Origin of the sequence: Pseudomonas putida (assembly GCF_028682455.1) — a bacterium.
In the GTDB taxonomy this organism is placed as follows: Bacteria; Pseudomonadota; Gammaproteobacteria; order Pseudomonadales; family Pseudomonadaceae; genus Aquipseudomonas; species Aquipseudomonas putida_AA.
Genome location: NZ_JANHLD010000001.1, coordinates 1,789,355 through 1,813,475, shown reverse-complemented (window position 1 = coordinate 1,813,475; position 24,121 = coordinate 1,789,355). Strand labels below are relative to the sequence as shown.

General features: G+C 62.0%; 22 protein-coding genes and 1 pseudogene. 8 read left to right on the top strand and 15 right to left on the bottom strand.

Annotated features, from left to right (window positions below):
• The first annotated feature begins 50 nt into the window (after nt 1–50).
• On the top strand, nt 51–1,202 hold the full coding sequence (locus tag NPS58_RS08805) for an efflux RND transporter periplasmic adaptor subunit (RefSeq protein WP_274115075.1): 1,152 nt from the start codon (nt 51–53) through the stop codon (nt 1,200–1,202).
• 13 nt (nt 1,203–1,215) lie between these two features.
• Nucleotides 1,216–4,263 carry a multidrug efflux RND transporter permease subunit gene (locus NPS58_RS08800; protein ID WP_274115074.1) on the top strand — a complete coding sequence of 1,016 codons (3,048 nt, stop codon included), beginning with the start codon at nt 1,216–1,218 and terminating at the stop codon, nt 4,261–4,263.
• A gap of 62 nt (nt 4,264–4,325) precedes the next feature.
• On the opposite strand, the gene NPS58_RS08795 is transcribed toward NPS58_RS08800, so the two are convergent.
• The 5 genes and pseudogenes from NPS58_RS08795 to colR form a co-directional block, all read right to left on the bottom strand.
• Complete coding sequence (locus NPS58_RS08795; protein ID WP_274115073.1) at nt 4,326–4,550, bottom strand: hypothetical protein; 225 nt, start codon at nt 4,548–4,550, stop codon at nt 4,326–4,328.
• Nucleotides 4,547–5,260: a lipopolysaccharide kinase InaA family protein gene (locus NPS58_RS08790; protein WP_274115072.1), complete on the bottom strand. Its 714-nt coding sequence runs from the start codon at nt 5,258–5,260 to the stop codon at nt 4,547–4,549. Before NPS58_RS08790 ends, NPS58_RS08795 begins: the two co-directional genes overlap by 4 nt.
• A 6-nt stretch (nt 5,261–5,266) precedes the next feature.
• Nucleotides 5,267–5,947, bottom strand: a pseudogene (locus tag NPS58_RS08785) (class I SAM-dependent methyltransferase).
• A 130-nt stretch (nt 5,948–6,077) separates the two neighbouring features.
• The gene (locus NPS58_RS08780; RefSeq protein WP_274115071.1) at nt 6,078–7,376 is read right to left on the bottom strand and encodes a sensor histidine kinase; all 1,299 of its coding nucleotides are present in this window, start codon (nt 7,374–7,376) and stop codon (nt 6,078–6,080) included.
• Complete coding sequence (gene colR, locus NPS58_RS08775) at nt 7,366–8,049, bottom strand: two-component system response regulator ColR (protein ID WP_274115070.1); 684 nt, start codon at nt 8,047–8,049, stop codon at nt 7,366–7,368. Before colR ends, NPS58_RS08780 begins: the two co-directional genes overlap by 11 nt.
• A 225-nt stretch (nt 8,050–8,274) precedes the next feature.
• Between colR and NPS58_RS08770 the strand changes: the two genes are divergently transcribed.
• Entirely contained in the window at nt 8,275–9,012 is a 738-nt protein-coding gene (locus NPS58_RS08770; protein WP_274115069.1) for a phosphatase PAP2 family protein, read from the top strand.
• A 102-nt stretch (nt 9,013–9,114) separates the two neighbouring features.
• Here the strand turns inward: NPS58_RS08770 and groL are convergent, their stop codons facing one another.
• From groL to NPS58_RS08745, 5 genes are all read right to left on the bottom strand, one after another.
• Nucleotides 9,115–10,764 (bottom strand): chaperonin GroEL, encoded by a 1,650-nt coding sequence (gene groL / locus NPS58_RS08765; RefSeq protein ID WP_274115068.1) that lies wholly within the window; start codon nt 10,762–10,764, stop codon nt 9,115–9,117.
• 47 nt (nt 10,765–10,811) lie between these two features.
• Nucleotides 10,812–11,105: a co-chaperone GroES gene (locus NPS58_RS08760; protein WP_003260750.1), complete on the bottom strand. Its 294-nt coding sequence runs from the start codon at nt 11,103–11,105 to the stop codon at nt 10,812–10,814.
• A 257-nt stretch (nt 11,106–11,362) separates the two neighbouring features.
• On the bottom strand, nt 11,363–11,878 hold the full coding sequence (locus tag NPS58_RS08755; RefSeq protein ID WP_274115067.1) for an FxsA family protein: 516 nt from the start codon (nt 11,876–11,878) through the stop codon (nt 11,363–11,365).
• Between the two features lie 65 nt (nt 11,879–11,943).
• Complete coding sequence (locus tag NPS58_RS08750; protein ID WP_274115066.1) at nt 11,944–12,675, bottom strand: HugZ family protein; 732 nt, start codon at nt 12,673–12,675, stop codon at nt 11,944–11,946.
• 105 nt (nt 12,676–12,780) lie between these two features.
• Nucleotides 12,781–13,788 carry a DUF481 domain-containing protein gene (locus NPS58_RS08745; RefSeq protein ID WP_274115065.1) on the bottom strand — a complete coding sequence of 336 codons (1,008 nt, stop codon included), beginning with the start codon at nt 13,786–13,788 and terminating at the stop codon, nt 12,781–12,783.
• 153 nt (nt 13,789–13,941) lie between these two features.
• Between NPS58_RS08745 and NPS58_RS08740 the strand changes: the two genes are divergently transcribed.
• Both NPS58_RS08740 and NPS58_RS08735 read left to right on the top strand, forming a co-directional pair.
• On the top strand, nt 13,942–14,295 hold the full coding sequence (locus NPS58_RS08740) for an MGMT family protein (RefSeq protein WP_274115064.1): 354 nt from the start codon (nt 13,942–13,944) through the stop codon (nt 14,293–14,295).
• A 43-nt stretch (nt 14,296–14,338) separates the two neighbouring features.
• Nucleotides 14,339–15,889 (top strand): AmpG family muropeptide MFS transporter, encoded by a 1,551-nt coding sequence (locus NPS58_RS08735; protein ID WP_274115063.1) that lies wholly within the window; start codon nt 14,339–14,341, stop codon nt 15,887–15,889.
• A gap of 24 nt (nt 15,890–15,913) precedes the next feature.
• Here the strand turns inward: NPS58_RS08735 and NPS58_RS08730 are convergent, their stop codons facing one another.
• The 3 genes from NPS58_RS08730 to NPS58_RS08720 all read right to left on the bottom strand — a co-directional run bounded on the left by NPS58_RS08730 (nt 15,914) and on the right by NPS58_RS08720 (nt 18,760).
• Nucleotides 15,914–17,164 (bottom strand): MFS transporter, encoded by a 1,251-nt coding sequence (locus tag NPS58_RS08730; protein ID WP_274115062.1) that lies wholly within the window; start codon nt 17,162–17,164, stop codon nt 15,914–15,916.
• Nucleotides 17,165–17,319: 155 nt separating this feature from the next.
• The gene (locus tag NPS58_RS08725) at nt 17,320–18,162 is read right to left on the bottom strand and encodes a mechanosensitive ion channel family protein (protein ID WP_274115061.1); all 843 of its coding nucleotides are present in this window, start codon (nt 18,160–18,162) and stop codon (nt 17,320–17,322) included.
• A gap of 112 nt (nt 18,163–18,274) precedes the next feature.
• Nucleotides 18,275–18,760 carry a YajQ family cyclic di-GMP-binding protein gene (locus tag NPS58_RS08720; RefSeq protein WP_010220808.1) on the bottom strand — a complete coding sequence of 162 codons (486 nt, stop codon included), beginning with the start codon at nt 18,758–18,760 and terminating at the stop codon, nt 18,275–18,277.
• A 112-nt stretch (nt 18,761–18,872) separates the two neighbouring features.
• Here NPS58_RS08720 and NPS58_RS08715 point away from each other — a divergent pair, with 112 nt between their 5' ends.
• The 3 genes from NPS58_RS08715 to NPS58_RS08705 are packed head-to-tail and all read left to right on the top strand — an operon-like array spanning nt 18,873 to nt 22,440.
• The gene (locus tag NPS58_RS08715; RefSeq protein WP_274115060.1) at nt 18,873–19,790 is read left to right on the top strand and encodes a putative 2-dehydropantoate 2-reductase; all 918 of its coding nucleotides are present in this window, start codon (nt 18,873–18,875) and stop codon (nt 19,788–19,790) included.
• A 50-nt stretch (nt 19,791–19,840) separates the two neighbouring features.
• Nucleotides 19,841–21,877 carry a sensor histidine kinase gene (locus NPS58_RS08710; protein WP_274115059.1) on the top strand — a complete coding sequence of 679 codons (2,037 nt, stop codon included), beginning with the start codon at nt 19,841–19,843 and terminating at the stop codon, nt 21,875–21,877.
• Nucleotides 21,878–21,879: 2 nt separating this feature from the next.
• A complete protein-coding gene (locus NPS58_RS08705; protein ID WP_274115387.1) occupies nt 21,880–22,440 on the top strand; it encodes a cob(I)yrinic acid a,c-diamide adenosyltransferase in 561 nt (186 codons plus the stop codon).
• Between the two features lie 26 nt (nt 22,441–22,466).
• On the opposite strand, the gene NPS58_RS08700 is transcribed toward NPS58_RS08705, so the two are convergent.
• Nucleotides 22,467–23,414 (bottom strand): Nudix family hydrolase, encoded by a 948-nt coding sequence (locus NPS58_RS08700; protein WP_274115058.1) that lies wholly within the window; start codon nt 23,412–23,414, stop codon nt 22,467–22,469.
• A complete protein-coding gene (locus NPS58_RS08695; protein WP_274115057.1) occupies nt 23,411–24,043 on the bottom strand; it encodes a glutathione S-transferase family protein in 633 nt (210 codons plus the stop codon). The genes NPS58_RS08700 and NPS58_RS08695 overlap by 4 nt, the downstream gene beginning before the upstream one ends.
• Nucleotides 24,044–24,121: the final 78 nt, after the last annotated feature.

Sequence of the window (24,121 nt, the reverse complement as noted above, 5' to 3'; positions counted from 1 at the left end):
CGCCCGCAGTCGTGCCATCGAACAATAAATCGTATCCAAGGAACTGGACTATGCTGCGCCGCCGCATGCTGATCATGTTGGGTGTTGTTCTGCTGCTCGTGCTGATCCTTGGAGGCTACAAGGCGTTCTCCATCTATCAGCAGATCCAGATGTTCTCGGCCCCCAAGCCACCCATCAGCGTGGCGGCTGCCGAGTCCACTGAACGCGTCTGGCAAAATCGCCTGCCTGCAGTGGGCAGCCTCACCGCCCTGCAAGGGGTGGACCTGAGCCTGGAAATAGCAGGTACCGTCAAGGCCCTGCAGTTCGAGTCCGGGCAACAGGTGCGCAAGGGCCAGCCCTTGCTGCAACTGGACAGCGATGTGGAAACCGCCCTGCTCGGCACCGCCCTGGCAGATCTTGGCCTGGCCCAGGTGGACTTCAATCGCGGCAGCCAGCTGGTCGGCAGCCAGGCGATTTCCCGTGGCGAGTACGACCGCCTCAACGCCCAGTACAAACGCAGCAAGGCCGTGGTCGACCAACTCAAGGCATCCCTGGCCAAGAAAAGCATCAATGCTCCCTTCAGCGGCACCATCGGCATCCGCCAGGTGGACGTTGGCGACTACCTGGCCAGCGGTACGGTGATCGCGACCCTGCAGGACCTGAGCAGTCTCTATGTGGACTTCTTCGTGGCTGAACAGGCAATCCCCAAGCTGAGCATCGGCCAGCAGGTTCTGGTAAGCGTCGCTGCATACCCCCAACAAACCTTTCCCGGCACCATCAGCGCCATCAACCCCAAGGTCGAAGACAGCACCCGCAACGTGCAGGTGCGCGCGACCCTGGCCAACCCCGACGGCAAGCTGTTACCCGGAATGTTCAGCAGCCTGCAGGTGCTGCTGCCCGATCCCGTGCCACAGGTCGTGGTGCCCGAAAGTGCCGTGACCTACACCTTGTACGGCAACTCGGTGTACGTGGCCGTGCCGAAGAAGGACGAAGACGGCCAGCCGCAGAAAAACGCCGAAGGCCAGCCCGAGCTGACCGCGCAGCGGCGCTTCGTCGATACCGGTGAGCGCCGCGATGGCCTGGTGGTCATCAGCAAGGGCCTCAAGGCCGGGGAGCAAGTGGTGACCGCCGGCCAGCTGAAGCTGTCCCAGGGCGCATCGATCACCATCAGCCCGGACAAAAACCTGAAAGTACCGTCAACCAATTCGGCGCACGCCAACTGATCGAGGAGGCGTCATGGCTTTTACCGATCCGTTCATCCGTCGCCCGGTGCTGGCCAGCGTGGTCAGCCTGTTGATCGTGCTGCTGGGCTTCCAGGCCTGGAGCAAGCTGCCCATCCGCCAGTACCCGCAGATGGAAAACGCCCTGATCACGGTGACCACTGCCTACCCCGGCGCCAACGCCGAGACCATCCAGGGCTACATTACCCAGCCCATGCAGCAGAGCCTGGCCAGCGCCGAGGGCATCGACTACATGACCTCGGTGAGCCGGCAGAACTTCTCGGTGATATCGGTCTATGCACGGATCGGCGCCGACAGCGACCGCCTGTTCACCGAACTGCTGGCCAAGGCCAACGAGGTGAAGAACAAACTGCCCCAGGACGCCGAGGACCCGGTACTGAGCAAGGAGGCCGCCGATGCCTCCGCGCTGATGTACATCAGCTTCTACAGCAGCGAAATGAGCAACCCGCAGATCACCGACTACCTGTCGCGGGTCATCCAGCCAAAACTGGCCACCCTGCCCGGCATGGCAGAGGCGGAAATCCTCGGCAACCAGCTGTTTGCCATGCGCCTGTGGATCGACCCGGTGAAACTGGCAGGCTACGGCCTGAGCGCCAATGAAGTGACCGACGCGGTGCGCCGCTACAACTTCCTGTCGGCCGCCGGCGAGGTCAAGGGCGAGTACATCGTCACCAGCATCAACGCCACCACCGAACTGAAGACGGCCGAAGCCTTCGCCAATATCCCGCTCAAGACCAGCGGCGACAGCCGGGTGCTGCTCGGCGATGTGGCGCGGGTGGAAATGGGTGCGGAGAACTACGACACGGTCAGCTCCTTCGATGGCACGCCCTCGGTGTACATCGGCATCAAGGCCACCCCCGGTGCCAACCCGCTGGATGTGATCAAGGAAGTGCGCAAACTGATGCCGGAGCTGGAAAGCCAGCTGCCACCGAACCTGAAAGCCTCCATAGCCTACGACGCCACCCTGTTCATCCAGGCTTCCATCGACGAGGTGATCAAGACCCTGGTCGAGGCGGTGCTGATTGTCATCGTCGTGGTCTTCCTGTTCCTCGGCGCCCTGCGCTCGGTGATGATCCCGGTGATCACCATTCCGTTGTCGATGATCGGCGTACTGTTCTTCATGCAACTGATGGGCTACTCGCTCAACCTGCTGACCTTGCTGGCGATGGTGCTGGCCATCGGCCTGGTGGTGGACGATGCCATCGTGGTGGTGGAAAACATCCACCGTCACATCGAAGAAGGCAAGTCACCGTTCGAAGCCGCCCTGGAAGGCGCCAGGGAAATCGCCATGCCGGTTGTGTCGATGACCATCACCCTGGCAGCGGTCTATGCCCCTATCGGCTTTCTGGAAGGCCTCACGGGGGCGTTGTTCAAGGAATTCGCCCTGACCCTGGCCGGTGCAGTGATCATTTCCGGCATCGTCGCCCTGACCCTGTCGCCCATGATGTGCGCCCTGCTCCTGCGCCACGACCCGAACCCCAGTGGCCTGGCCCATCGCCTGGACCAGCTGTTCGAGGGCCTCAAGGTGCGCTACCAGAAGCTCCTGCACGCCACCCTGAACACCCGGCCGGTGGTGCTGGTGTTCGCCGTGATCGTGTTGTGCCTGATCCCGGTGTTCTTGATGTTCACCAAGAACGAGCTGGCCCCGGATGAAGACCAGGGCGTCATTTTCATGATGGCCACGGCGCCACAGCCCACCAACCTGGACTACCTCAGCGCCTACACCGACGAATTCATCGACATTTTCAAGGCGTTTCCCGAGTACTACTCCTCGTTCCAGATCAACGGCTTCAACGGTGTGCAATCAGGTATCGGCGGCTTCCTGCTCAAGCCCTGGAACGAACGTGAACGCACCCAGATGGCGTTGCTGCCGCTGGTGCAAAGCAAGCTCGAAGGCATTGCCGGCCTGCAGATCTTCGGCTTCAACCTGCCCTCGCTGCCGGGTACCGGTGAAGGCCTGCCCTTCCAGTTCGTGATCAGCACCGCCAATGACTACGAGTCGCTGCTGGAGGTGGCCGAGCGGGTCAAGGAGCGCGCCCAGGCCTCGGGCAAGTTCGCCTTCCTGGATATCGACCTGGCCTTCGACAAACCCGAGGTGGTGGTCGATATCGACCGGGCCAAGGCTGCGCAGATGGGGGTGTCGATGGATGCGCTGGGGGGCACCCTGGCGACCCTGCTGGGTGAGGCGGAGATCAATCGCTTTACCATCGATGGGCGCAGCTACAAGGTCATCGCCCAGGTCGAGCGACCTTTTCGGGACAATCCCGATTGGTTGAGCAACTATTACGTGAAGAACCAGCAAGGCCAGATGCTACCGCTCTCGACCCTGATCACCCTCAGCGATCGTGCGCGGCCACGCCAGCTCAACCAGTTCCAGCAACTGAACGCGGCGATCATCCAGGGCGTCCCAATGGTCAGCATGGGGGAAGCATTGGACACCGTGCTGGGCATTGCCCACGAAGAAGCACCGGAAGGCTATACCTTCGACTACGCCGGTGCGGCGCGCCAGTACGTGCAGGAAGGCAGTGCGCTGTGGGTCACCTTCGGCCTTGCCCTGGCGATCATCTACCTGGTGCTGGCCGCCCAGTTCGAGAGCTTCCGCGACCCGCTGGTGATCCTGGTGACGGTACCGCTGTCGATCTGCGGGGCGTTGATTCCGCTGTTCCTGGGCATTTCCAGCATGAACATCTACACCCAGGTCGGCTTGGTGACGTTGATCGGCCTGATCAGCAAGCACGGCATTCTAGTCGTCGAGTTTGCCAACCAGTTGCGCCTGCAAAAGGGCTTGAGCGCCCGCGAGGCGGTGGAAGAAGCGGCGGCAATTCGTTTACGCCCCGTGCTGATGACCACTGCAGCCATGGTCTTTGGCATGGTGCCGCTGATTCTGGCCAGCGGTGCGGGGGCGGTCAGCCGCTTCGATATCGGTACGGTGATTGCCACCGGGATGTCGGTGGGCACCTTGTTTACCCTGTTCGTCCTGCCTTGCGTCTATACCCTGCTGGCCCGGGCGGATGCCCCCCAAGCGCAGGCGCAAACCGCCTGAACCTGCCCATGCAAAAAGGCCTCGTCGGTGACGAGGCCTTTTATCATCGAACATTCACTGCATCATTGGGGACGCAAGCCCTGACTCATACCGAACAAAAACAACAACAGGTCCGGATCGGGTTGCGCTGTCGTCTGCCCCTTGACCACCCGTGGTAACGGGCACTGGGACGCAAGATCGACCTTGCTCACTACCTGTGGACGCGGTTCTTCCCAGGCAGCGGCCGCAGCCGTGGCCACCGCCAGCGCAAGCAGGAGAAACAAACCTCGAGCCAATTCTAGTTTCATTGCTCTAAACCTTTGACAGCGCTGCCAAACGCCACTTTGTAAAAGTAGAGCAGCTTTCGCCACTCTGCGTCATTGAATGACGAATGGCGGCGCAATTGCTTCAGGTCGTTGGCTGCGGCACGCTGGCAACTGATACGCCGCCGGCATTTCTCCAGGTCCAGCAGCGCCACTTCAGCCCGAGCCTCGGCGCCTTCGCCGATCACCTTGATGAACACATGCTTGCCGTAAAGGCAGCCGTGTTGCCAATGGCCCCGATGCATTCGCGCAAGATTGGCGGCCAGGTCCTGCAGCATGCTGTCATGCAGCGCTTCGCTGTAGCGATCGCGAGCACCCTTTTCGTACCAGCTGTCACTGTCTTCGAAACCATCCAGGGCCTTGCTGACCAGCAAGGCCCGCCACTGGCGGTCGGCGTCACGCTCGACACCGCAGTACACGATATGCGGCACCCGCACACCCAGTTGCTCGAAACTGTTGAGCGCATCATATTCGCGTAACACGGTCGGACGCCCGAACGGGTGCAGGAAACTGCGGTAGATATGCCCAATCTGACGCTTGGAATACAGCAGTTGCCCGCTTTCGTCGTTCAACCGCTGTACGCCACTTTCACCACCCCGGCGCTGATTGGGTTCTTCCACCCATTCGCCCTGCTGCTGCCAGAAATGGTCGAACCGGCTCTTGCCCGTCAATGTTCCTGAACGCTCTACCGCCATGCCCCACTACCCCTTACGCAATACGTACACTCGCCACATGGCATAGAACGGCAAAAAGTCCAATCGTTCCTGAATCCGGAACCCGGCGGTTTCAAACTCCTCCTCGACCGTAGCCGCTGGTAACACAAAGCGGTTCTGGTAACTGCCCTTACCGGTTTCAGCGTAACGACGCTGCTCCAGTTTTTTACGGCGCCAGGCCTTGAAGTTGCCATCCACCCACAGCGAAAGGATCACGCTATCGCGTGTAACCCGTTGAAATTCCGAGAGAAGTGTCTTGCGATGCGCAGCGTCACCAATGTGGTGCATCAAGCGCATGCAGAAGATGCTGTCGACCGAGTTGTCCGGCAGGTCAATTGCAAACGCAGAGGTTTGCAAAGTACGTACCCGCTCGACGATATGCGCGGGCTGAGACTTGGTTGCCGTTTCCAGCATGGCTTCGGAGTTGTCGGCACCAATGATCACCCGATTCGGCTTTTCCGCCAGCAGTGGCCAGAACCGACCGGCGCCGCACGGCAAGTCGAGCACCAGTCCGGGTTCGCCCGCCAGGGTCAATGCGCGACGCGCCAGCTATTCATCACGTTTGTGCGACATACGCCGCGCCAGGCCATCCTGGTGCTTGAGGAAGTATTCCTGGGCATGCTGCTGGTCGTACTTTTCGGAAAATTCGAGCTTGATGGGACTACGCATGGTGCATCTCCTGACTCCAATTCGCCCACAGTAGGCGGGCAAGCGTTGGTGCCAGGTCATGCGGATGTGAAAAATTCGTTGGAAGTCCCAATAAAAGTTACAAGGCGTGACTACCCACCTGGGGCAACCATCACTCGAATGCCGACGTACCCGCGCGGGCGCGACTCAGGTCGACATGGAAGCGACAGCCATGGGGCACCGTCCCCGTCAGCGTCACCGCCCAACCCTGGTCGTCGCAGATCCGCTGTACCAGTGACAACCCCAGGCCCAGCCCTTCGCCCCGGCGCTCATCGCCGCGCACGAAGGGGCGGAACATCGCTTCGCGCTGTTCCTCTGGAATGCCCACGCCACTGTCCTCGACCATGAAACCCGAAGGCTCCAGGGTCAGGCGGATAAAGCCATAGTCGGTGTAGTGCGCGGCATTGCGCAGCAAGTTGCCCATCACGGCCTGCAGGAAGGTAGCGTTGTACAACGTCGGTGAACTCGCCTTGGCTTCGTAGAGCAGCGTCAGGCCTTTCTGTTCGATGGTGTCTCGCCAGACCCCGGTCAGGTCGTCGGCCACTTCCTTGAGGGTCGCCTGTGACGCCACCGCGCCCTCGTCGCGCTGGGCTCGGGCCAGCATCAGGAAGGTTTTCACCAGTTCCTGCATTTCTTCGGTGGCCCTGGCGATGCGCTCGACCTGCGAGCGAGCACGCAGGTCGATATTCGGATTGACCAGCAACAGCTCGCAGGAGCTGGCCAGCACCATCAGTGGGGTACGCAGTTCGTGGCTGACGTCGCTGGTGAACAGCCGTTCACGGGTCAAGGCATCGCGCAGGCGCCCCAGGGTATCGTCGAAGGCCACGGCCAGCTGGCCGACCTCATCGGCCGCGTAGTCCGGAGCCAAGGGCGGCGCCAGGCCGAGCAGCTGGTCGCGATGTCGAACCTGGCGCGCCAGGCGAATTACCGGCGCCATCACTTTTCGCGCCAGCACCCAACCCAGGAACACCGCCAGGGCCAGGCTGAGTACGAAGCCCACCACCACGACCGCGAACAGCACCCGTTCGCGCTCTTCGAAATCGCTTTGGTCCTGCAGCAACACGTAGCGCCGCCCATCGACGATTTCGACCATGGCGTGATAGGACAACGGCTCGCGGAACACTTCGTGAAAGCCGGGAGACAGGTGGCGCAGGTCCTTGGGCAACTCGAATTCGTCTCGCCCACCGCTGTAGTAGAACAGCTGGTCGGGGCGCGGCCGGTGGCTCCAGTCACTGACGCTGTCCATGCGCAGCAGGCGCTGCAAGTCGCCACCCAGCACCGCCGAGATCAGGCGCTCTTCGACCAGGTGCACGGTGGCAACGATACCGAAGGCGAATGCACCGGCCACCAGGGCGCTCATCAATGCAAAGGCAATGATGATCCGCTGGGCAAGGCTTTGCTTAAACTCCATCGCGGCCCTCGGCCAGACGGTAGCCAACGCCGTGGACGGTATGCAGGAGGGCTTTTTCGAAGGGTTTGTCGATTACCTGGCGAAGTTGGTGCACGTGGCTGCGCAGGCTGTCGCTGTCGGGGCAATCGTCGCCCCACAGGGCTTCTTCAAGCACCTCGCGGCGCAACACGTGGGGGCTTTTCTGCATCAGTACGGCCAGCAGCTTCAAGCCGACCGGGTTGAGCTTGAGGAGCTTGCCGTCGCGGGTAACTTCCAGGGTGTCGAGGTCATAGATCAGGTCGCTGACCTGCAAGGTGCGTCGGCCGCCGCCCTGGGCCCGACGCAACACCGCCTCGATACGTGCCGCCAGCTCCGACAGGGCAAAGGGCTTCAACAGGTAGTCATCGGCGCCGGAACGGAACCCTTGCAGGCGATCGTCGAGTTGGTCGCGGGCGGTGAGCATGATCACCGGCGTATCGCGCCTGGCATCCTCGCGCAGGCGCTTGCACAGCGTATAGCCGTCGATGCCCGGGAGCATGATGTCGAGCACGATCAGGTCGTAGTGTTCGGTGGCAGCCAGGTGCAAGCCGGACAGACCATCCTGGGCACAGTCCACCGTATAGCCTTTAAGGCCCAGGTAGTCCGCCAGGTTGGCCAGGATATCGCGGTTGTCTTCAACCAGTAGAATTCGCATAGGGTTCTCCCGTCCGGGTCTTTTGCCTGCTTGGCAGGCGCAGCTTACGGCCATCGGCAGCGCTCGGCTAGGCTGCAGCGGGTTTATTGGCAGTTAACATTTTTTTCACCCCGCCTTCACGGACACACCATAGCAATCGCCGCACAATCGCCGGTCGTTGTGTCACACCACTTCCTGGCACGGGTTACCGGCCGGGGCTGACTTTTCGACCTGCCAGGACCTGCCATGCCTGCCACTCACGCCTCTCGCCCGCTCAATCCGTGGTTATCCCTGGGTATACCGCTGCTCACGGCAGCGATCCTGATTCTGCTGGAATTGACCTCACTGGACATGGACCTGGCCAAGCTGGCCTTCGATCCGGTTGCCGGGGAGTTCATCGGCCGGCACAGCTACTTTCTCGAAGACATCCTGCACGATCGCGCCAAACAACTGGTCATCCTCCTGGGCCTGGGCGCCATTGCCGCCTTCGCGGCAAGCTTCTTCTGGCAGCGCCTGCGGGGCTGGCGTCGGGAATTGGGCTACCTGGTGATGGCCATGGCCCTGTCGACCAGTTTTGTCACCCCGCTCAAGGCGGTGACGGCCGTGCAGTGCCCTTGGAGCCTGCAGGAATTTGGCGGCAAGGAAGTCTACAGCGAGCTGCTCAGCCCTCGGCCGGCAACCGACAAACCTGGGCGCTGCTGGCCAGGCGGGCATGCCGCCACCGGGTTCACCTTGTTTGCCCTGTTCTTCATGTTGCGTGATCGCCGGCCACGTCTGGCCCGCGCCGCACTGGTATTTGCCTTCACCCTGGGCGCAGTGTTCTCGCTGGGGCGAATGCTGCAAGGCGCGCATTTCTTCTCCCACAACGTGTGGACGGCGGTGTTCTGCTGGCTGATCAGCCTTGGCTGTTACCAGTGGCTGCTGGTGGGAGCGCGCTTGCCTCGCGAAGAGGCCGATACTGCCACCAGATCACCTGCTGCCTGAAGCACGGCATCGCGGGGCAAGCCCGCTCATACAGGGCTGGAACACAGGCAAAAAAAAAGCCCCGCACTAGGCGGGGCTTTTTCTCATGCGGGTAAGGCTGGCTTACATCATGCCGCCCATACCGCCCATGCCACCCATGCCGCCCATGTCAGGCATGCCGCCAGCAGCAGCTTCCTGAGGCGCATCGGCAACCATGGCTTCGGTAGTGATCATCAGACCACCGATCGAAGCAGCGGCTTGCAGGGCCGAACGGGTAACCTTGGCAGGGTCCAGGATACCCATTTCGATCATGTCGCCGTACTCGCCGGTCGCAGCGTTGTAACCGAAGTTACCCGAACCTTGCTTGACCTTGTCGACGACTACGCTTGGCTCGTCGCCGGCGTTGGCAACGATCTGGCGCAGCGGTGCTTCGACAGCGCGACGCAGCAGCTGGATACCAACGTTCTGGTCTTCGTTGTCGCCTTTGAGCTCGGAGATCGCTTGCAGCGAACGAACCAGGGCAACACCACCGCCAGGGACCACGCCTTCTTCAACGGCTGCACGGGTAGCGTGCAGGGCGTCTTCAACGCGGGCTTTCTTCTCTTTCATTTCAACTTCGGTGCCAGCACCGACCTTGATCACGGCAACACCGCCAGCCAGCTTGGCCAGGCGCTCTTGCAGTTTTTCACGGTCGTAGTCCGACGAAGTCTCGGCAACCTGGGCACGGATCTGGGTGATGCGTGCTTCGATGTCGCCCTGTACGCCAGCACCGTCGACGATGATGGTGTTTTCCTTGGACAGGGTGACGCGCTTGGCGTTACCCAGGTGCTCCAGGGTAGCGGACTCCAGGCTCAGGCCGATTTCTTCGGAGATCACGGTACCGCCGGTCAGGACGGCGATGTCCTGCAGCATGGCCTTGCGGCGGTCGCCGAAGCCTGGTGCCTTGACCGCAGCAACCTTGACGATGCCGCGCATGTTGTTGACAACCAGGGTCGCCAGCGCTTCGCCTTCGACGTCTTCAGCCACGATCAGCAGAGGACGGCCGGCCTTGGCAACGGCTTCCAGAACTGGCAGCAGTTCACGGATGTTGGAGATCTTCTTGTCAACCAGCAGCAGCAGAGGGCCATCCAGCTCGGCGACCATGGTGTCTGGCTTGTTGACGAAGTAAGGGGACAGGTAACCGCGGTCGAACTGCATGCCTTCTACAACCGACAGTTCGTTTTCCAGGCCCGAGCCTTCTTCAACGGTGATCACGCCTTCTTTACCGACTTTTTCCATGGCTTCGGCAATGATGTCACCGATGGAGTTGTCGGAGTTGGCAGAGATGGTACCTACCTGAGCGATGGCCTTGGAGTCGGCGCATGGCTTGGACAGGGACTTCAGCTCTTTGACAATGGCGATGGTGGCCTTGTCGATACCGCGCTTGAGGTCCATCGGGTTCATGCCGGCAGCAACGGCCTTGAGGCCTTCGCTGACGATGGCCTGAGCCAGGACGGTGGCGGTGGTGGTGCCGTCACCTGCTTCGTCGTTGGCCTTGGAGGCAACGTCCTTGAGCAGCTGGGCGCCCATGTTTTCGAAGGCGTCTTTGAGTTCGATTTCCTTGGCAACCGAAACACCGTCTTTGGTGATGGTCGGAGCGCCGAAGCTCTTGGCCAGAACAACGTTGCGGCCTTTCGGGCCCAGGGTCGCTTTTACAGCGTCAGCCAGAACGTTGACACCAACGAGCATTTTCTTGCGGGCGGAATCGCCGAATTTTACGTCTTTAGCAGCCATGATCGTTTAATCCTTGAATACTTTGGAGTAACGGGAAACCAGCGGAATCAGCCTTCGATAACAGCGAGAATTTCGTTCTCAGCCATTACCAGCAGGTCTTCGCCGTCAACTTTCACAGTGTTGCTGCCCGAGTAAGGGCCGAAAACCACCTTGTCACCCACTTTCACGGCCAGCGCACGCACTTCACCGTTGTCCAGGATGCGACCGGTACCTACAGCGACGACTTCGCCACGGTTAGGTTTTTCAGCGGCCGAACCTGGCAGAACGATACCGCCAGCGGTTTTCGATTCTTCTTCGCTGCGACGGATAACGACGCGGTCATGCAGAGGACGAAGCTTCATTGTCGATCTCTCCTAATTGTGGTTTTCATCGGCCGGTGTCGACACCGGCGGGTTGATGCTTGCGGCGTAGCCGCTCGTAGCTCGCCAGGCGAACCACACATGTAATGTCTGGTGCGAACCACCAGAAACCTTGCGGTGACCCATACATGAGGTCGCCAAAGGTAATTACAAGGCTTGCTGATGAAATTTTTTAGCGCTTGTTGCAGGTAAAACAGAACGGCCCCTTGCGGGGCCGTCCGGTCAAGCGTCAGCGGTGCCTACAAATCCCGCGGATCTCGAAGATTGCGGGTGTCGCGAGGGCCTTGCGGATCGCGGTGCTCATACTCGCCCTCGATCACGTTCGGCTGACGCGGCTGGCCACCCTGGGCGCCCGGCCGGGTCATGAACGGATCATCGCCAAAGGCGCGCTGGCGCATGGCCTGGGCCTCGGCACGCTCGCGCATCTTGCGCCCGAGCAGGCGACGGGTGAACGGCAACAGGAAGATCAGGCCGACGACGTCGCTGATAAAACCTGGCAGCAACAGCAGGCCGCCACCCAGCGCCAGCATCAGGCCATGGAACATGTCCTCGGCGGGCAATTCGCCTCGCTGGAGGCTCTCACGGGCCCGCAAGGCAGTAGCCAGACCGGCCACCCTCACCACCAGAACACCCAGGGCAGAGCCTGCGATGATCAACAGCAGCGCCGGAAAGAAGCCGATCGCGGTGCTGACCTTGAAGAACACATACAACTCCAGCACCGGAAAAATCAGAAACAGCAATAGAAAAGCACGCATCAACGGGTTCCTCAGCGCAAGATGTCCTTGCAGTACACCTTTAATGGTTGCGAGCAATGGCTATTTCAAGCCTCGGCCGCTTCACGGGCTGGCCATTGGGCGGCGCGCGCCAGAAAAACCAGGGCTTCACGCACTTGTATCGGCGTATTACAAGGCGCGGCGAACGGCAGCCAGTGCAAGCCCTGGCCAATGCGCAGGTGCATGCCCTCGCTGTCGATGCCGACCATCTGCGCCGCAGCCGTCTGCGGCAAGCCGCTGAGCTGGACATAGTGGGCAATGGCGTTGGCATGATCGCTGTTCATGTGCTCGATCATGCTCAGTTCGGCCTTGCCGGCGAAGGGGTTCGCCAACGAGAGCCTGTCGACCCAGTGAATAGCGCCGAACCCGCCAATGTAGCGGTGACGAACAGGCGTCAGCACCCAGAAGTCGAAATCATGGGCCTTGTGGTAATTGCTCGATTCGGGAAAGTAGCGGTAATAGCGCTCGGCAGCGGCTTCGACCGCCGCTGGCTCTTCAAGCTTGTGGGCCTGGGCGAGTACCGTCAGGCGACCAACGGCCTGTACGTCCTCGGCATCGCGCTCGCCGACCAGCAACGAGCACTTGGGGTCTTTTTGCAGGTTGTGGGTGTGCTGGGCGATACGGCTGATCAGGATCAGCGGGTTGCCTTCGGCATCCAGGCAGTACGGCACCACCGAGCCGAAGGGAAAGCCTGGCATCGACTTGGAATGGGTCGACAGGACCCCACGATACTCCTTGAGCAGCAGCTCCCGTGCCTGTTGTGCGACTTTAGCGCTCACTGTGTGACTCCCGACTCGACGATTAGCTGAAGGCGGGTCGCAGGTGCACTGCGACCGAATGCTCAGCCGACAAAATATCACTATCGCCGGCGGTTGCCACAAGACTTACCAGGTAACGCCAAAGCCTGCGGTGTAGCGGGTTTTGTCCAGGTCGCTGTCGTCGGTGCCGCTAATCACATCCTTCTCGGCCTTGAGGTTGAGCGAGGCCCACTCGGTGACCTTGTAGCGCAAGCCGACTTCGGCATCGAGCGCGTAGTTGGCCACGCCGTCCAGCGGTTTGCCCACCTCGCCACTGGTGAAAAACTCGACCCGCTTGCCGATCAGGTAGCGGTTGTAGTCCCACTTCATGGCCAGGGCGTAGAAGTTGTCCTTGCCACCATCGGCGTATTCATAGTCGGTACGGTTGACCAGCGAGCCCAGGGAGAAGGCGCCCAGCTCGTCATCCCAGAACTGGTAGCCAGGGCCAGTACCCACGGTGCGCTGGCGCGCCAGGTCTTCGATGTGGTCACGCTTGTATTCAAGGCGCCCCTGCCAGAACCATTTCTCGGTCAGGAAGCGGTCGAGTGCGTACTCGGCGCTCCAGTTGTTGGTGGTGGTAACGTCGTCCTTGCTCTCGCGGTTGTATTCGCCTTCGGCCTGGTGCCGCCAGCGACCATGACGCGCCGTGGTCTTGAAATCGACATCGTAGTCGTCGCTGTCGGATTCGGCGCGCTTGTAATCCATCGCCAGGTCGACATTACCTTTCCACGACAGGTCCTCGATCACAGGCTTGGGTTTCATGATCTGCTGGATGCTGGCCAGCTCGACGGTCTTGGGCGTTTCGCCATTGGCCAGGGTCACCTTGCCCTCGTCGGCCGGGTGCAGCGACTTGGCTTTCTCGCCGGTGTAGGCATCCTGCTTGACCAGCAGTTCCTGGTCGCTTTCCAGGGTCTTGACCTGTTTCCAGTCCAGCGCGATCGAGCCACCGTATTCGGTCTTGAGCAACAGTTTGCCGCCATCGAACACGGTGATCTTGCCACTGAGCCGGTCGCCGTTCTTCATCCAGACGGTATCGGCGACAGCCGTGGAGCAGGCGGCAAGGGCAACGAGGCACAACAGGGCTCTAGAATACATAAGCAAGTAACGGACTCTGGTTCACGAAAAAAGTCGGGCATTATCCAGATACCCGCCCGTAGAGCAAGGACTGACCCACCCTATGCCGATGAGTTCAATTCCTATTTATCCGACCAACGCGGCAAATCCCCCGCGCATGCCCGCGAGGCCGCGATGAGCCCGACGCCCGGCGATCCGACGGAAAATTCCCAGGCCCGACGAATGGCGCTCTACCTGGTGCTCGGCCAGGTGCCTGCGGGCAAGGTGGTGAGCTACGGCCAGCTCGCAGAACTGGCGGGATTGCGGCGCGCGGCGCGCTGGGTCGGGCGTACCCTGAGCCAACTGCCACCGGACACCCAATTGCCCTGGCATCGCGTGCTGGGTGCCGGTGGTCGGCTGAGCCTGGCGCTGGGCACGCCATCAGGCGACGAGCAGCGTGCAAGGCTGCGGGCAGAAGGCGTCACTCTGCACAATAATCGTGTGGATATGTCGCGCCATGGCTGGCGCCCAATGGAGCACAGCGGTTAGAGTGCGCGCTTTGTTTTCGTAAACTTGAGGCAGATGTTGGCCCATGCCCCGTAAAACCTGGCGCGCTGCGCTCGCTGCCTATGCCAGCCCGTCGACCCTGGTGCTGTTGTTGCTCGGCTTTGCCGCCGGCCTGCCGTATATGTTGGTGTTCTCGACCCTGTCGGTGTGGTTGCGCGAGGCCGGGGTGGCGCGCGAAACCATCGGTTATGCCAGCCTGATCGGCCTGGCCTACGCCTTCAAGTGGGTCTGGTCGCCGCTGCTCGACCAATGGCGCCTGCCATTGCTCGGCAAACTTGGCCGGCGCCGCTCCTGGCTGGTGCTGTCGCAGGTGCTGGTGGTCATCGGGCTGGTGGGAATGGGCTTTTGCGACCCGCAAAAACACCTGTCCTGGCTGATCGCCCTGGCGGTGCTGGTGGCATTTGCCTCGGCCACCCAGGACATCGCCGTCGACGCCTACCGCCTGGAAATCGCCGATGACCAGCGCCAGGCCGCGCTGGCGGCCAGCTACATGGCCGGCTACCGGGTCGCCGCCCTGCTCGCCACGGCGGGAGCGCTGTTCTTCGCCGAAGGGTTCGGCTCCACCGGCTTCAGCTACTTGCACAAGGCCTGGACCGGCACCTACGTGCTGTTCGGTGTGCTGATGCTGCCTGCCGTGATCACCACCCTGTTGATGCGTGAACCGCCCGTGCCGCTGCGCACCCAACTGTCGGCGGCACGCTATGGCCTGACCCACCAGCTGGTCTCGGTGTTCGTGCTGATCATCCTGCTGGTGTCGGTACCGGCGACCTTCACCCAGCTGTACAACACCGATTTCGCCAGCGTGCTGTTCGAAGGGGTGAGCCTGCTCGACCTGCTTCTTGAAGACCGCGCCTTCCTGCGCGCCATCCTCTACATCACCCTGACCGCGCTGTGCCTTTCGTCCCTGGGCCGTCGCGGCCTGGCGCCGGTGCTCACCCCGGTCAACGACTTCATCCTGCGCTACCGCTGGCAGGCCCTGCTGCTGCTCGGGCTGATCGCCACCTACCGGATGTCCGACACCGTGATGGGTGTCATGGCCAACGTGTTCTACATCGACCAGGGCTTCACCAAGGACCAGATCGCCAGCGTCAGCAAGATCTTCGGCCTGATCATGACCCTGGTCGGCGCCGGCATGGGCGGCCTGCTGATCGTGCGTTTCGGCATCCTGCCGATCCTGTTCATCGGCGGCGCGGCCTCGGCGGGCACCAACATCCTGTTCCTGATGCTGGCCGACATGGGCCCCAACCTGCAGATGCTGGTGGTGACAATCTCCCTCGACAACTTCAGCTCGGGCCTGGCCACATCGGCCTTCGTCGCCTACCTGTCGAGCCTGACCAACCTGAAGTTCTCTGCCACCCAATACGCCCTGCTCAGCTCGATCATGCTGCTGTTGCCGCGCCTGATCGGTGGCTACTCAGGGGTCATGGTGGAAAAGTACGGCTACCACGACTTCTTCCTGATCACCGCCCTGCTGGGTGTGCCGACCCTGATCCTGATCGTCCTGCACTGGCGCCAGGAGCTGGGCCGGGGCAAGCAGGAACCGGTCGACAACCCTGTCGCCGAGCAGCGCCCCTGAGGCTGGCAGGGGCCGATGCCGGGATTATCCCGGCATAGCCTCGGCCTGGTTGCCCGAGCCGCTCAAAACCGTTCTCAGCGGCCACAGGGCCACAATGCCGGCAACCCCGGCAGCCAGGGCGAAGCTCTGCAGGCTGGCGCCCGCGCCGATCATTGCCAGCAAGGCGCCACCCAGGCCGAGCAAGGCGATGGTGATCATCCCCAACATGGCCGACACCAGTCCTTTGCTCTGCTCGCTGGAGAACAGCGTCATGCGGTACAGCACCGCGTTGGCGATGCCCAGGCCCAGGGCATAGACCGACAGCCCGGCGACCAGGCTCGGCACGCTGGGCACCAGCCAGGTGGCCAGCATCATGCTGACCAGCCCGATGAGATACGGCCACAGCGCACCGCGCACCAGGCGGGTCAGCGCATAGCGGTCGGCGATGCGGTTGATGATCAGGTTGCCCAGAATCAGCCCGCCGAATACCGGCAACTGCCACAGCGCATAGTCGAGGGTGCTCAAGCCTTCATCGTGAATCAGCAACACCGGGGACAGGCCGATCCAGCCAATCAGTGGCAAGCCGACCAGGCCCAGGGCCGCACTGCCCGCCACGAAACGGCGATTGGCCAGCAACTGCCCGTAACCGGCCAGCAGCGGCAGCAGGTGAATCGGCTGAAACGCCAGGCGCGAACCGTCGCGGCGCTCCACGCCCAGGGTTTCAGGCATGAATCGGTAGAGTGCGAACCAGGCCAGGACTGCTGCGGCGCCGAACAACACGAACAGCCAGCGCCACGACACCCACTCCAGCAACAGGGTGCCTACCAGTGGCCCGAGCAGTGGCGACAACAGCGCGATGTTTGCCAGCAAGGCCATCATGCGGACCGCATCGGCCTCGCTGAATGCCTCGTTCAGCGCCGGATAACTGACCGTCACGACAAAGCCCAGGCCGATCCCCTGCAACAGGCGCAGCAGGTTGAACAGCTCGATGCTCTGTACCCAGAACGAGGCCAGGCAGGCCAGGCAAAAGAACGCGCAGCCGCCGAGCAACAACGGTCGCCGGCCATAGCGGTCGGCCAGCGGACCGATCAGCCACTGCAGTAATACACCGCCCAGCAGGTAGAGGTTCAAGGCATGGGGAATGAATTCGGGACTGGCGTTCAGGTCATCGACCACTACCGGCATGGCCGGCATCACCACATCGCTGGCGAGGTAGGTCAACAGCTCGAACAGGGCCAGGGTCATGGCGAAGCAAAACGCACGCAGTGGCGTGATGTTGATCAGGGGGGTAAGCATGATGAGACCGGGCGTACGAAAGTAAGCCAGCCTGTATGCCAGAAAGCGGGGGGATCAGATAGGTTGAAGACGTGAACAAGTGTAATGACCTGTATCGCGGGGCAATGCCCACCCCTACCACGTAGGAGCGGGCTTGCCCCGCGATCAGTTCAGCGTTACTGCACCGCTGCTTCCTGCACCACGCGGATCACGCGCTGCGGAAAGGGAATATCGATGCCCTCGTCTTTCAGGCGATCACGCGCATGCTCGTTGAGCATGAACATCACGTCCCAGTAGTCGGCGGTGTTCACCCACACCCGCAACGACAGGGTGATAGAGCTGTCGCCCAGCAGCGAAACCACGGCCTGCGGCGCCGGGTCCTGGTGGATGCGTGGATCGTTGGCCAGCTCCAGCAGAACCTGACGGGCCTTCTGCAGGTCGGCCTCGTAATCGACACCCACATCGAACACGACCTTGCGGGTCGGCTGACGGTTGGTGTTGGTGATGATGCCGTTGGACAGCGCGCCGTTGGGCAGGATCACCGTCTTGTTGTCGCCGGTACGCAGCACGGTGTGGAAGATCTGGATGCTGTCCACGGTGCCCGCGACACCCTGGGCCTCGATCCAGTCACCGAGGCGGAACGGACGGAACAGCAGGATCAGCACACCGCCGGCGAAGTTCGCCAGGCTGCCTTGCAGCGCCAGGCCGATCGCCAGGCCCGCAGCACCGATGGCAGCGACGAACGAGGTGGTCTCGATGCCGATCATCGAGGCCACGCTGACCACCAGCAGAATCTTCAGAATAATGTTCGCCAGGCTGCTGATAAAACCTTGCAGCGCGAGGTCCGCGTTGCGCAGAGCCAGCAGTTTGCCCAACCGGAAGGTCACCTTGTTAATCACCCACCAGCCAATGGCCAGGGTCAGCAGCGCCAGCAACAGGCGGCTACCGTATTCCATGATCAAGGGGACCCAGGTTTGCGACGTTTTGACCAGCTGATCGACTTCAGCACTCAAATCCATAATGTTCTCCTGATGCCGAGGGGCAAAAGCTGTAAAAATCGCGCCGCAATCGTTTCAGCGGCAACAGAGACCTCGGACGCCGAAACGGCGCCAAGGTTCCGAAGTGCATCGATCAGTCGCGGAAGTTGTTGAACTGCAGTGGCATGCCGAATTCCTTGGCACGCAGGGCGGCGATGGCTTCCTGCAGGTCGTCGCGCTTCTTGCCGGTGACACGCACCTGCTCGCCCTGGATGGCAGCCTGGACCTTTAGCTTGGCGTCCTTGATGTGCGCGACGATCTTTTTCGCCAGCTCCTTGTCGATGCCTTCCTTGAGGACCGCTTCCTGCTTCATCACCTTGCCCGAGGCGAAGGCGTCTTTGACTTCCAGGCACTGGACATCGATCTTGCGCTTGACCAGGGCCAGTTTGAGGATATCGATCATCGCTTCGAGCTGGAACTCGGCTTCGGCGGTCAGGTTGACGGTGAGTTCCTTTTCCTTGAACTCGAAGCTGCCCTTGCCCTTGAGGTCATAGCGGCGGTCCAGTTCCTTCACGGCGTTCTCAACGGCGTTGGTGACTTCGTGCTTGTCCAGTTCCGATACCACGTCGAACGACGGCATAGAGATTCTCCAAAAATAAACGCGCGCTCGCGGCCCTGAATGAAGAGCGTGATGGAGCGCGTCGGGTTTGACGGTTAAAATGCCGGCTCATTATAACGGTTGCGAAACGCTGATGAGCAGCACCTGGCATATTCTCGGCGCAGGAAGTCTGGGCAGCCTCTGGGCCTGCCGGCTGGCCCGTGCCGGCAAAGCGGTCCGGTTGATCCTGCGCGATACGGCACGGGTGCAAGCGTACGAAGCCGCTGGCGGCCTGACCCTGATCGAACAGGGCCAGGCACAGCTGCACGCGATTCCTGCCCAGACCGCACAAGACGCTACCCCCATTCATCGCCTGCTGGTGGCCTGCAAGGCCTACGACGCCGAGCAGGCGGTGGCGCAACTAGCGCCACGCCTGAGCCACGGCGCCGAGCTGATCCTGCTGCAAAACGGCTTGGGCAGCCAGGATGCGGTGGCCAACCAAGTCCCCCATGCCCGTTGCATCTTTGCCTCCAGCACCGAAGGTGCGTTTCGCGAGGCCGACTGGCAGGTGAACTTTGCCGGTCACGGCTTCAACTGGCTGGGTGATCCCGCCAATCCCCTGCCGCCCGAGTGGCTCGATGACCTGGTCGATGCCGGCATCCCCCACCAGTGGACGCCCGACATTCTCACCCGCCTGTGGCGAAAGCTGGCGCTCAACTGCGCGATCAATCCGCTGACCGTGCTGCATGACTGCCGCAACGGCGGCCTGCAGGATCACGCCTGCGAAGTGGCCACCCTGTGTGCCGAGCTTGCCGAACTGCTGCAATGCTGCGGCCAGCCGCAAGCCGCAGAGGGCCTGAGCGAGGAAGTGGAACGGGTAATCAAGGCCACTGCGGCCAACTACTCTTCCATGTACCAGGATGTTCGTCAGGGGCGGCGCACCGAGATTCACTACCTGCTAGGGCATGCCTGCCGCGTCGCCAGCCGCCACGGCCGCCAGCTGCCCCATCTGGAACGGCTCTACCGGCGCCTGGTCGAACACCTGAACATGCGCCGATTGCCCAGCGATTGAGCGCAGCGCTACCCTGCCCTTTCACCTACACACCGGGATCTCGCTTACACATGACGCTTCGCGAACGCCTGGAAAACCTGCCGGTCGGCCAGAAACTGCTGGCTGCCCTGCTGGTATTGCTGATCACCATCCTGCTGGTGGCCAACCTGACCTTTATCAGCGCCGCCTACTGGATCTCCCAGGAAAGCATGGCACCACAGGCCCTGCAGACCATCGGCCGGCTGGTGGCCAATCCGCAACTGGCCACCCAGGCGGCCGATTCGCCGGAGTCGGCCAAGGCCCTGCTCAAGGAACTCGACAGCTACACCCCGCTGCGCGCTGCAGCGGTGTACGGCAGTGACGGCAAATTGCTCGCGCAATTGCAGCACGGCGAAGTCCTGCCCTTGCCCAAGCGTTACCGCAATATCGAAAACTGGCGCCTGACCGAGTTTCGCAGCACCCAACTGACCCAGCTGCCACGCCCGGGCGGCCCGCCCGGCCACCTGCTGCTGGTAGCCAGCAGCGAACTGCCCGTGGCCTTCTATACCGGCACCCTCACCGCGAGCCTCGGCATCCTGGTGTTCAGTATCCTGCTGTGGATGATTATTGCCCGCCAGATCAAGCGGCTGATTACCCAGCCGATCTACCAGCTCGAAGAGGTGTCGCGCCAGGTTACCCGCGAGGAGAACTACGCCCTGCGTGCCAAGCGCGGCAATGACGACGAGATCGGCAGCCTGGCCGAGGCCTTCAACACCATGCTTTCGCGCATCGAAGCCCGCGAACAACAGCTCAAGCGGACCCGCGACGAATTCCAGCAGGCCTTTGACCAGGCCCAGGGCCTGGCCGAAGAAACCCGCCACACCAACCGCAAGCTGGAGCTCGAAGTCCAGGTTCGAAGCAAGATCGAGAAGAAGCTCACAGGTTTCCAGAACTACCTCAACAGCATCATCGACTCGATGCCGTCGGCGTTGATCGCCCTCGATGAGCAGCTCTACGTTACCCAGTGGAACCAGGAAGCCAGCGCACTTTCCGGCACCCCCCTGGACGAGGCGTTGAACCAGCCGATTTTCCTCGCCTTCGAGCCCCTCAAGCCCTTCTTGCCGCAGCTCAAGGACAGCGTCGAAAAGCATCGGGTGGAAAAGATCGAACGGGTTACCTGGACCAAAGGCGACGATGCGCGACACTACGCGCTGACCTTCTACCCGCTGATGGGTGGCGGCGGCCGCGGCGTGGTGATCCGTATCGACGACATCACCCAGCGCCTGTCCCTCGAGGAAATGATGGTGCAGTCGGAGAAGATGCTCTCGGTCGGCGGCCTGGCAGCCGGCATGGCCCATGAGATCAACAACCCGCTGGGGGCGATCCTGCACAATGTGCAGAACATTCGCCGGCGCTTGTCGCCAGACCTTGCAAAGAACCTGGAGCAAGCCGAGGAGATCGGTATCGACCTGCTCACCGTCAACCGCTACCTGGACAACCGTGAAGTCCCGCAACTGCTCGACGGCATTCAACAGGCCGGTGCACGCGCCGCCAAAATCGTTACCCACATGCTCAGCTTCAGCCGGCGCAGCAACCGCCAGTTGGCGCCCTGCGACCTGCCGGCCCTGATCGACCAGGCCGTGGAGATCGCCGGCAATGATTTCGACCTGACCATCGGCTTCGACTTCAAGGGCCAGGCCATCGTCCGCCAGTTCGATCCTAACCTGGGCCCGGTACCCTGCACCGCCAACGAGCTGGAACAGGTGCTGCTCAACCTGCTGAAAAACGCCGCCCAGGCCATTCACCTGCGCGAAGACGACAGCGAACCGGGCCGCATCACCCTGCGCACGCGCCTCAACCCGCCGTGGGCGGAGATCCAGGTGGAGGACAACGGTGTCGGCATGCCTGAAGCGGTACGCAAGCGCACCTTCGAGCCGTTCTTCACCACCAAGGAAATCGGCCAGGGAACAGGCCTTGGCCTGTCGGTCTCTTACTTCATCATCACCAACAACCACAAGGGCCAGATGGAAGTGCAATCGGCGCCGGGCCAAGGAACCTGCTTCACCTTGCGCCTGCCACTGGCCAGCACCTCGACCCCGACGGTCGAGCCACACAAGACGGAGTCATGAACATGGGTTTTCGATTGTCGAAGATCTACACCCGCACCGGCGACAAAGGCGAAACCGGCCTGGGCGATGGCCGGCGGGTGCCCAAGGATCATCCAAGGATCGAAGCCATTGGCGAGGTCGACAGCCTCAACAGTCAGCTGGGCCTGCTACTGGCCGGGCTGGCTGGACAGGGATTGGACGAAGTCATCGAGGTATTGGCGCCTTGCCAGCACCGATTGTTCGACCTGGGGGGCGAGCTGGCGATGCCCAGCTATCAGGCGCTCAATACCACCGAAGTGGAGCGCCTGGAGGCGGCCATCGACCTCTGGAACGAAGAGTTGGGACCTCTGGAAAACTTCATCCTGCCCAGTGGCTCGGCACTGATCGCCCAGGCACATGTGTGTCGAAGCCTTGCGCGCAGTGCCGAACGGCGTTGCCAGCAATTGAACCGTGTCGAACCGCTGGCCGGGGTTGGACTGGCCTATATCAACCGGTTGTCCGACTTGCTGTTTGTGGCGGCGCGATTGATTGGCCGGCGCCAAGGGGTGGCTGAGGTGCTTTGGGTAGCTGCGGCGAAGCCTTGACGGCCCCTCGCGGGGCAAGCCCGCCCCTACAAAACTTCAGGCCAGAATGCCCGGATCCCTGCAACACCCTGGGCACCGTGCTGCCAGGCCTTCTCCCGCTCGGTCGCCCCCACACCCCCTAGCAGATACACCGGCTTGTTGAAGCCCTCGATCATCTGCCGCACCTGGTCCCAACCGAGCGGCTGGGCATCAGGATGCGTCTGGGTCGCCTGCACCGGCGACAGGGTGACAAAGTCCACGCCCATCTGTTCGGCCAGGGACAACTCCTCGGCATTGTGGCAGGACGCCGCCAACCAACGCTCTTTCGGGAACGGCCGGCCCTTGCTCGCGTACTTGCGCAATTGCTCGGACGTCAGGTGCCACCCGGCAGCCGGGAAATCCCCCAGCCACTCCAGCGGCCCCTTGAGCATCAGTTGCGCCTTGCCCGCACACAGCCCCACCGCATCAACCGCCACGTCGCGGTACTTGGGGTCGTACATGTTCGGGGCGCGCAACTGCACCAGCTTGATCCCCCCCGCGATGGCTTTCTGGATGCCACGCAGCATCTGCGGGACTTCCAGGCCATCCGGGGTGATCAGGTATTCGCCGGGCAAGCGTGCGGCGGCCACGATCGGCTGATTGGCCTCGGGAAAATCGTAGTGTGGCAGTTCACGGGCCGTCACCCAGGCCAGCGGTTGGCCTTCGGCACCATGAGGCTCGCCGGTAAAGCTGCCGACTTCCCAGACATCCAGCAGCACTTGCTTGTCCGGGTAGTCATGCTTGATCTTGATCAGCGGCCGGGCGGCAGTGACGACAATCCCCAGCTCTTCGTTCAACTCACGGGCCAGCGCGACTTCGACTGCTTCGCCCTCTTCCACCTTGCCTCCGGGAAACTCCCACAGGCCACCCTGGTGCTGGCTATCGGCGCGACGGGCAATCAGGATACGACCGTCGGTACCGCGAATGACCGCTGCCGCTACATGTACACGTTTCACCCTTCACGCTCCGCCAGGCCAGCCTTTTGCCAGGCCTGGAAAGCCGGCCAGTTGTAGATGGTCTCGATGTAGGAAGCCGCTTGCGCCGGCACGTCCACGCGATAGGTACGCAGTCGAACGGCGACCGGCGCGAAGAAAGCATCGGCCAGGCTCGGCGTGCCGAACAGGAAAGGACCTGCTTCCTTGGATGCCAGGCGGCATTCGGACCACAGTGCAACGATGCGGTCGATGTCGACCTGTACATCCAGCGGTATGTTCTCCAGCGCTTCGTCACGAGACAGATCGAACGGCATGGTGCCGCGCAAGGCGAAGAACCCGCTGTGCATCTGCGCGCAGGCAGAGCGTGCCTGGGCACGGGCGCCGATATCGGTGGGCCACAGGTTGGCTTCGGGATGGCGCTCGGCCAGGTACTCGGCAATGGCCAGCGAGTCGGCAATCACCCCGTGCTCGCACTTGAGCAGCGGTACCTTGGCGGTTGGCGAATGCTCGAGCAGGCGTGCGCGGGTATCGGGCTGGTTGAGTTTGATCAGGGTTTCTTCGTAGTCGGCTCCGGCCAGTTCGAGGGCCAGGGCGCCGCGCAGCGACCAGGAGGAGTACAGCTTGTCGCCGATGATCAGGTGGTAGCTCATGGTTCGGCTCCAGGGGGTGTGGAGAGAAAGGACCTTCGCAACTGGATCGCCGGCAACGCCGACTCCCACACACATCTG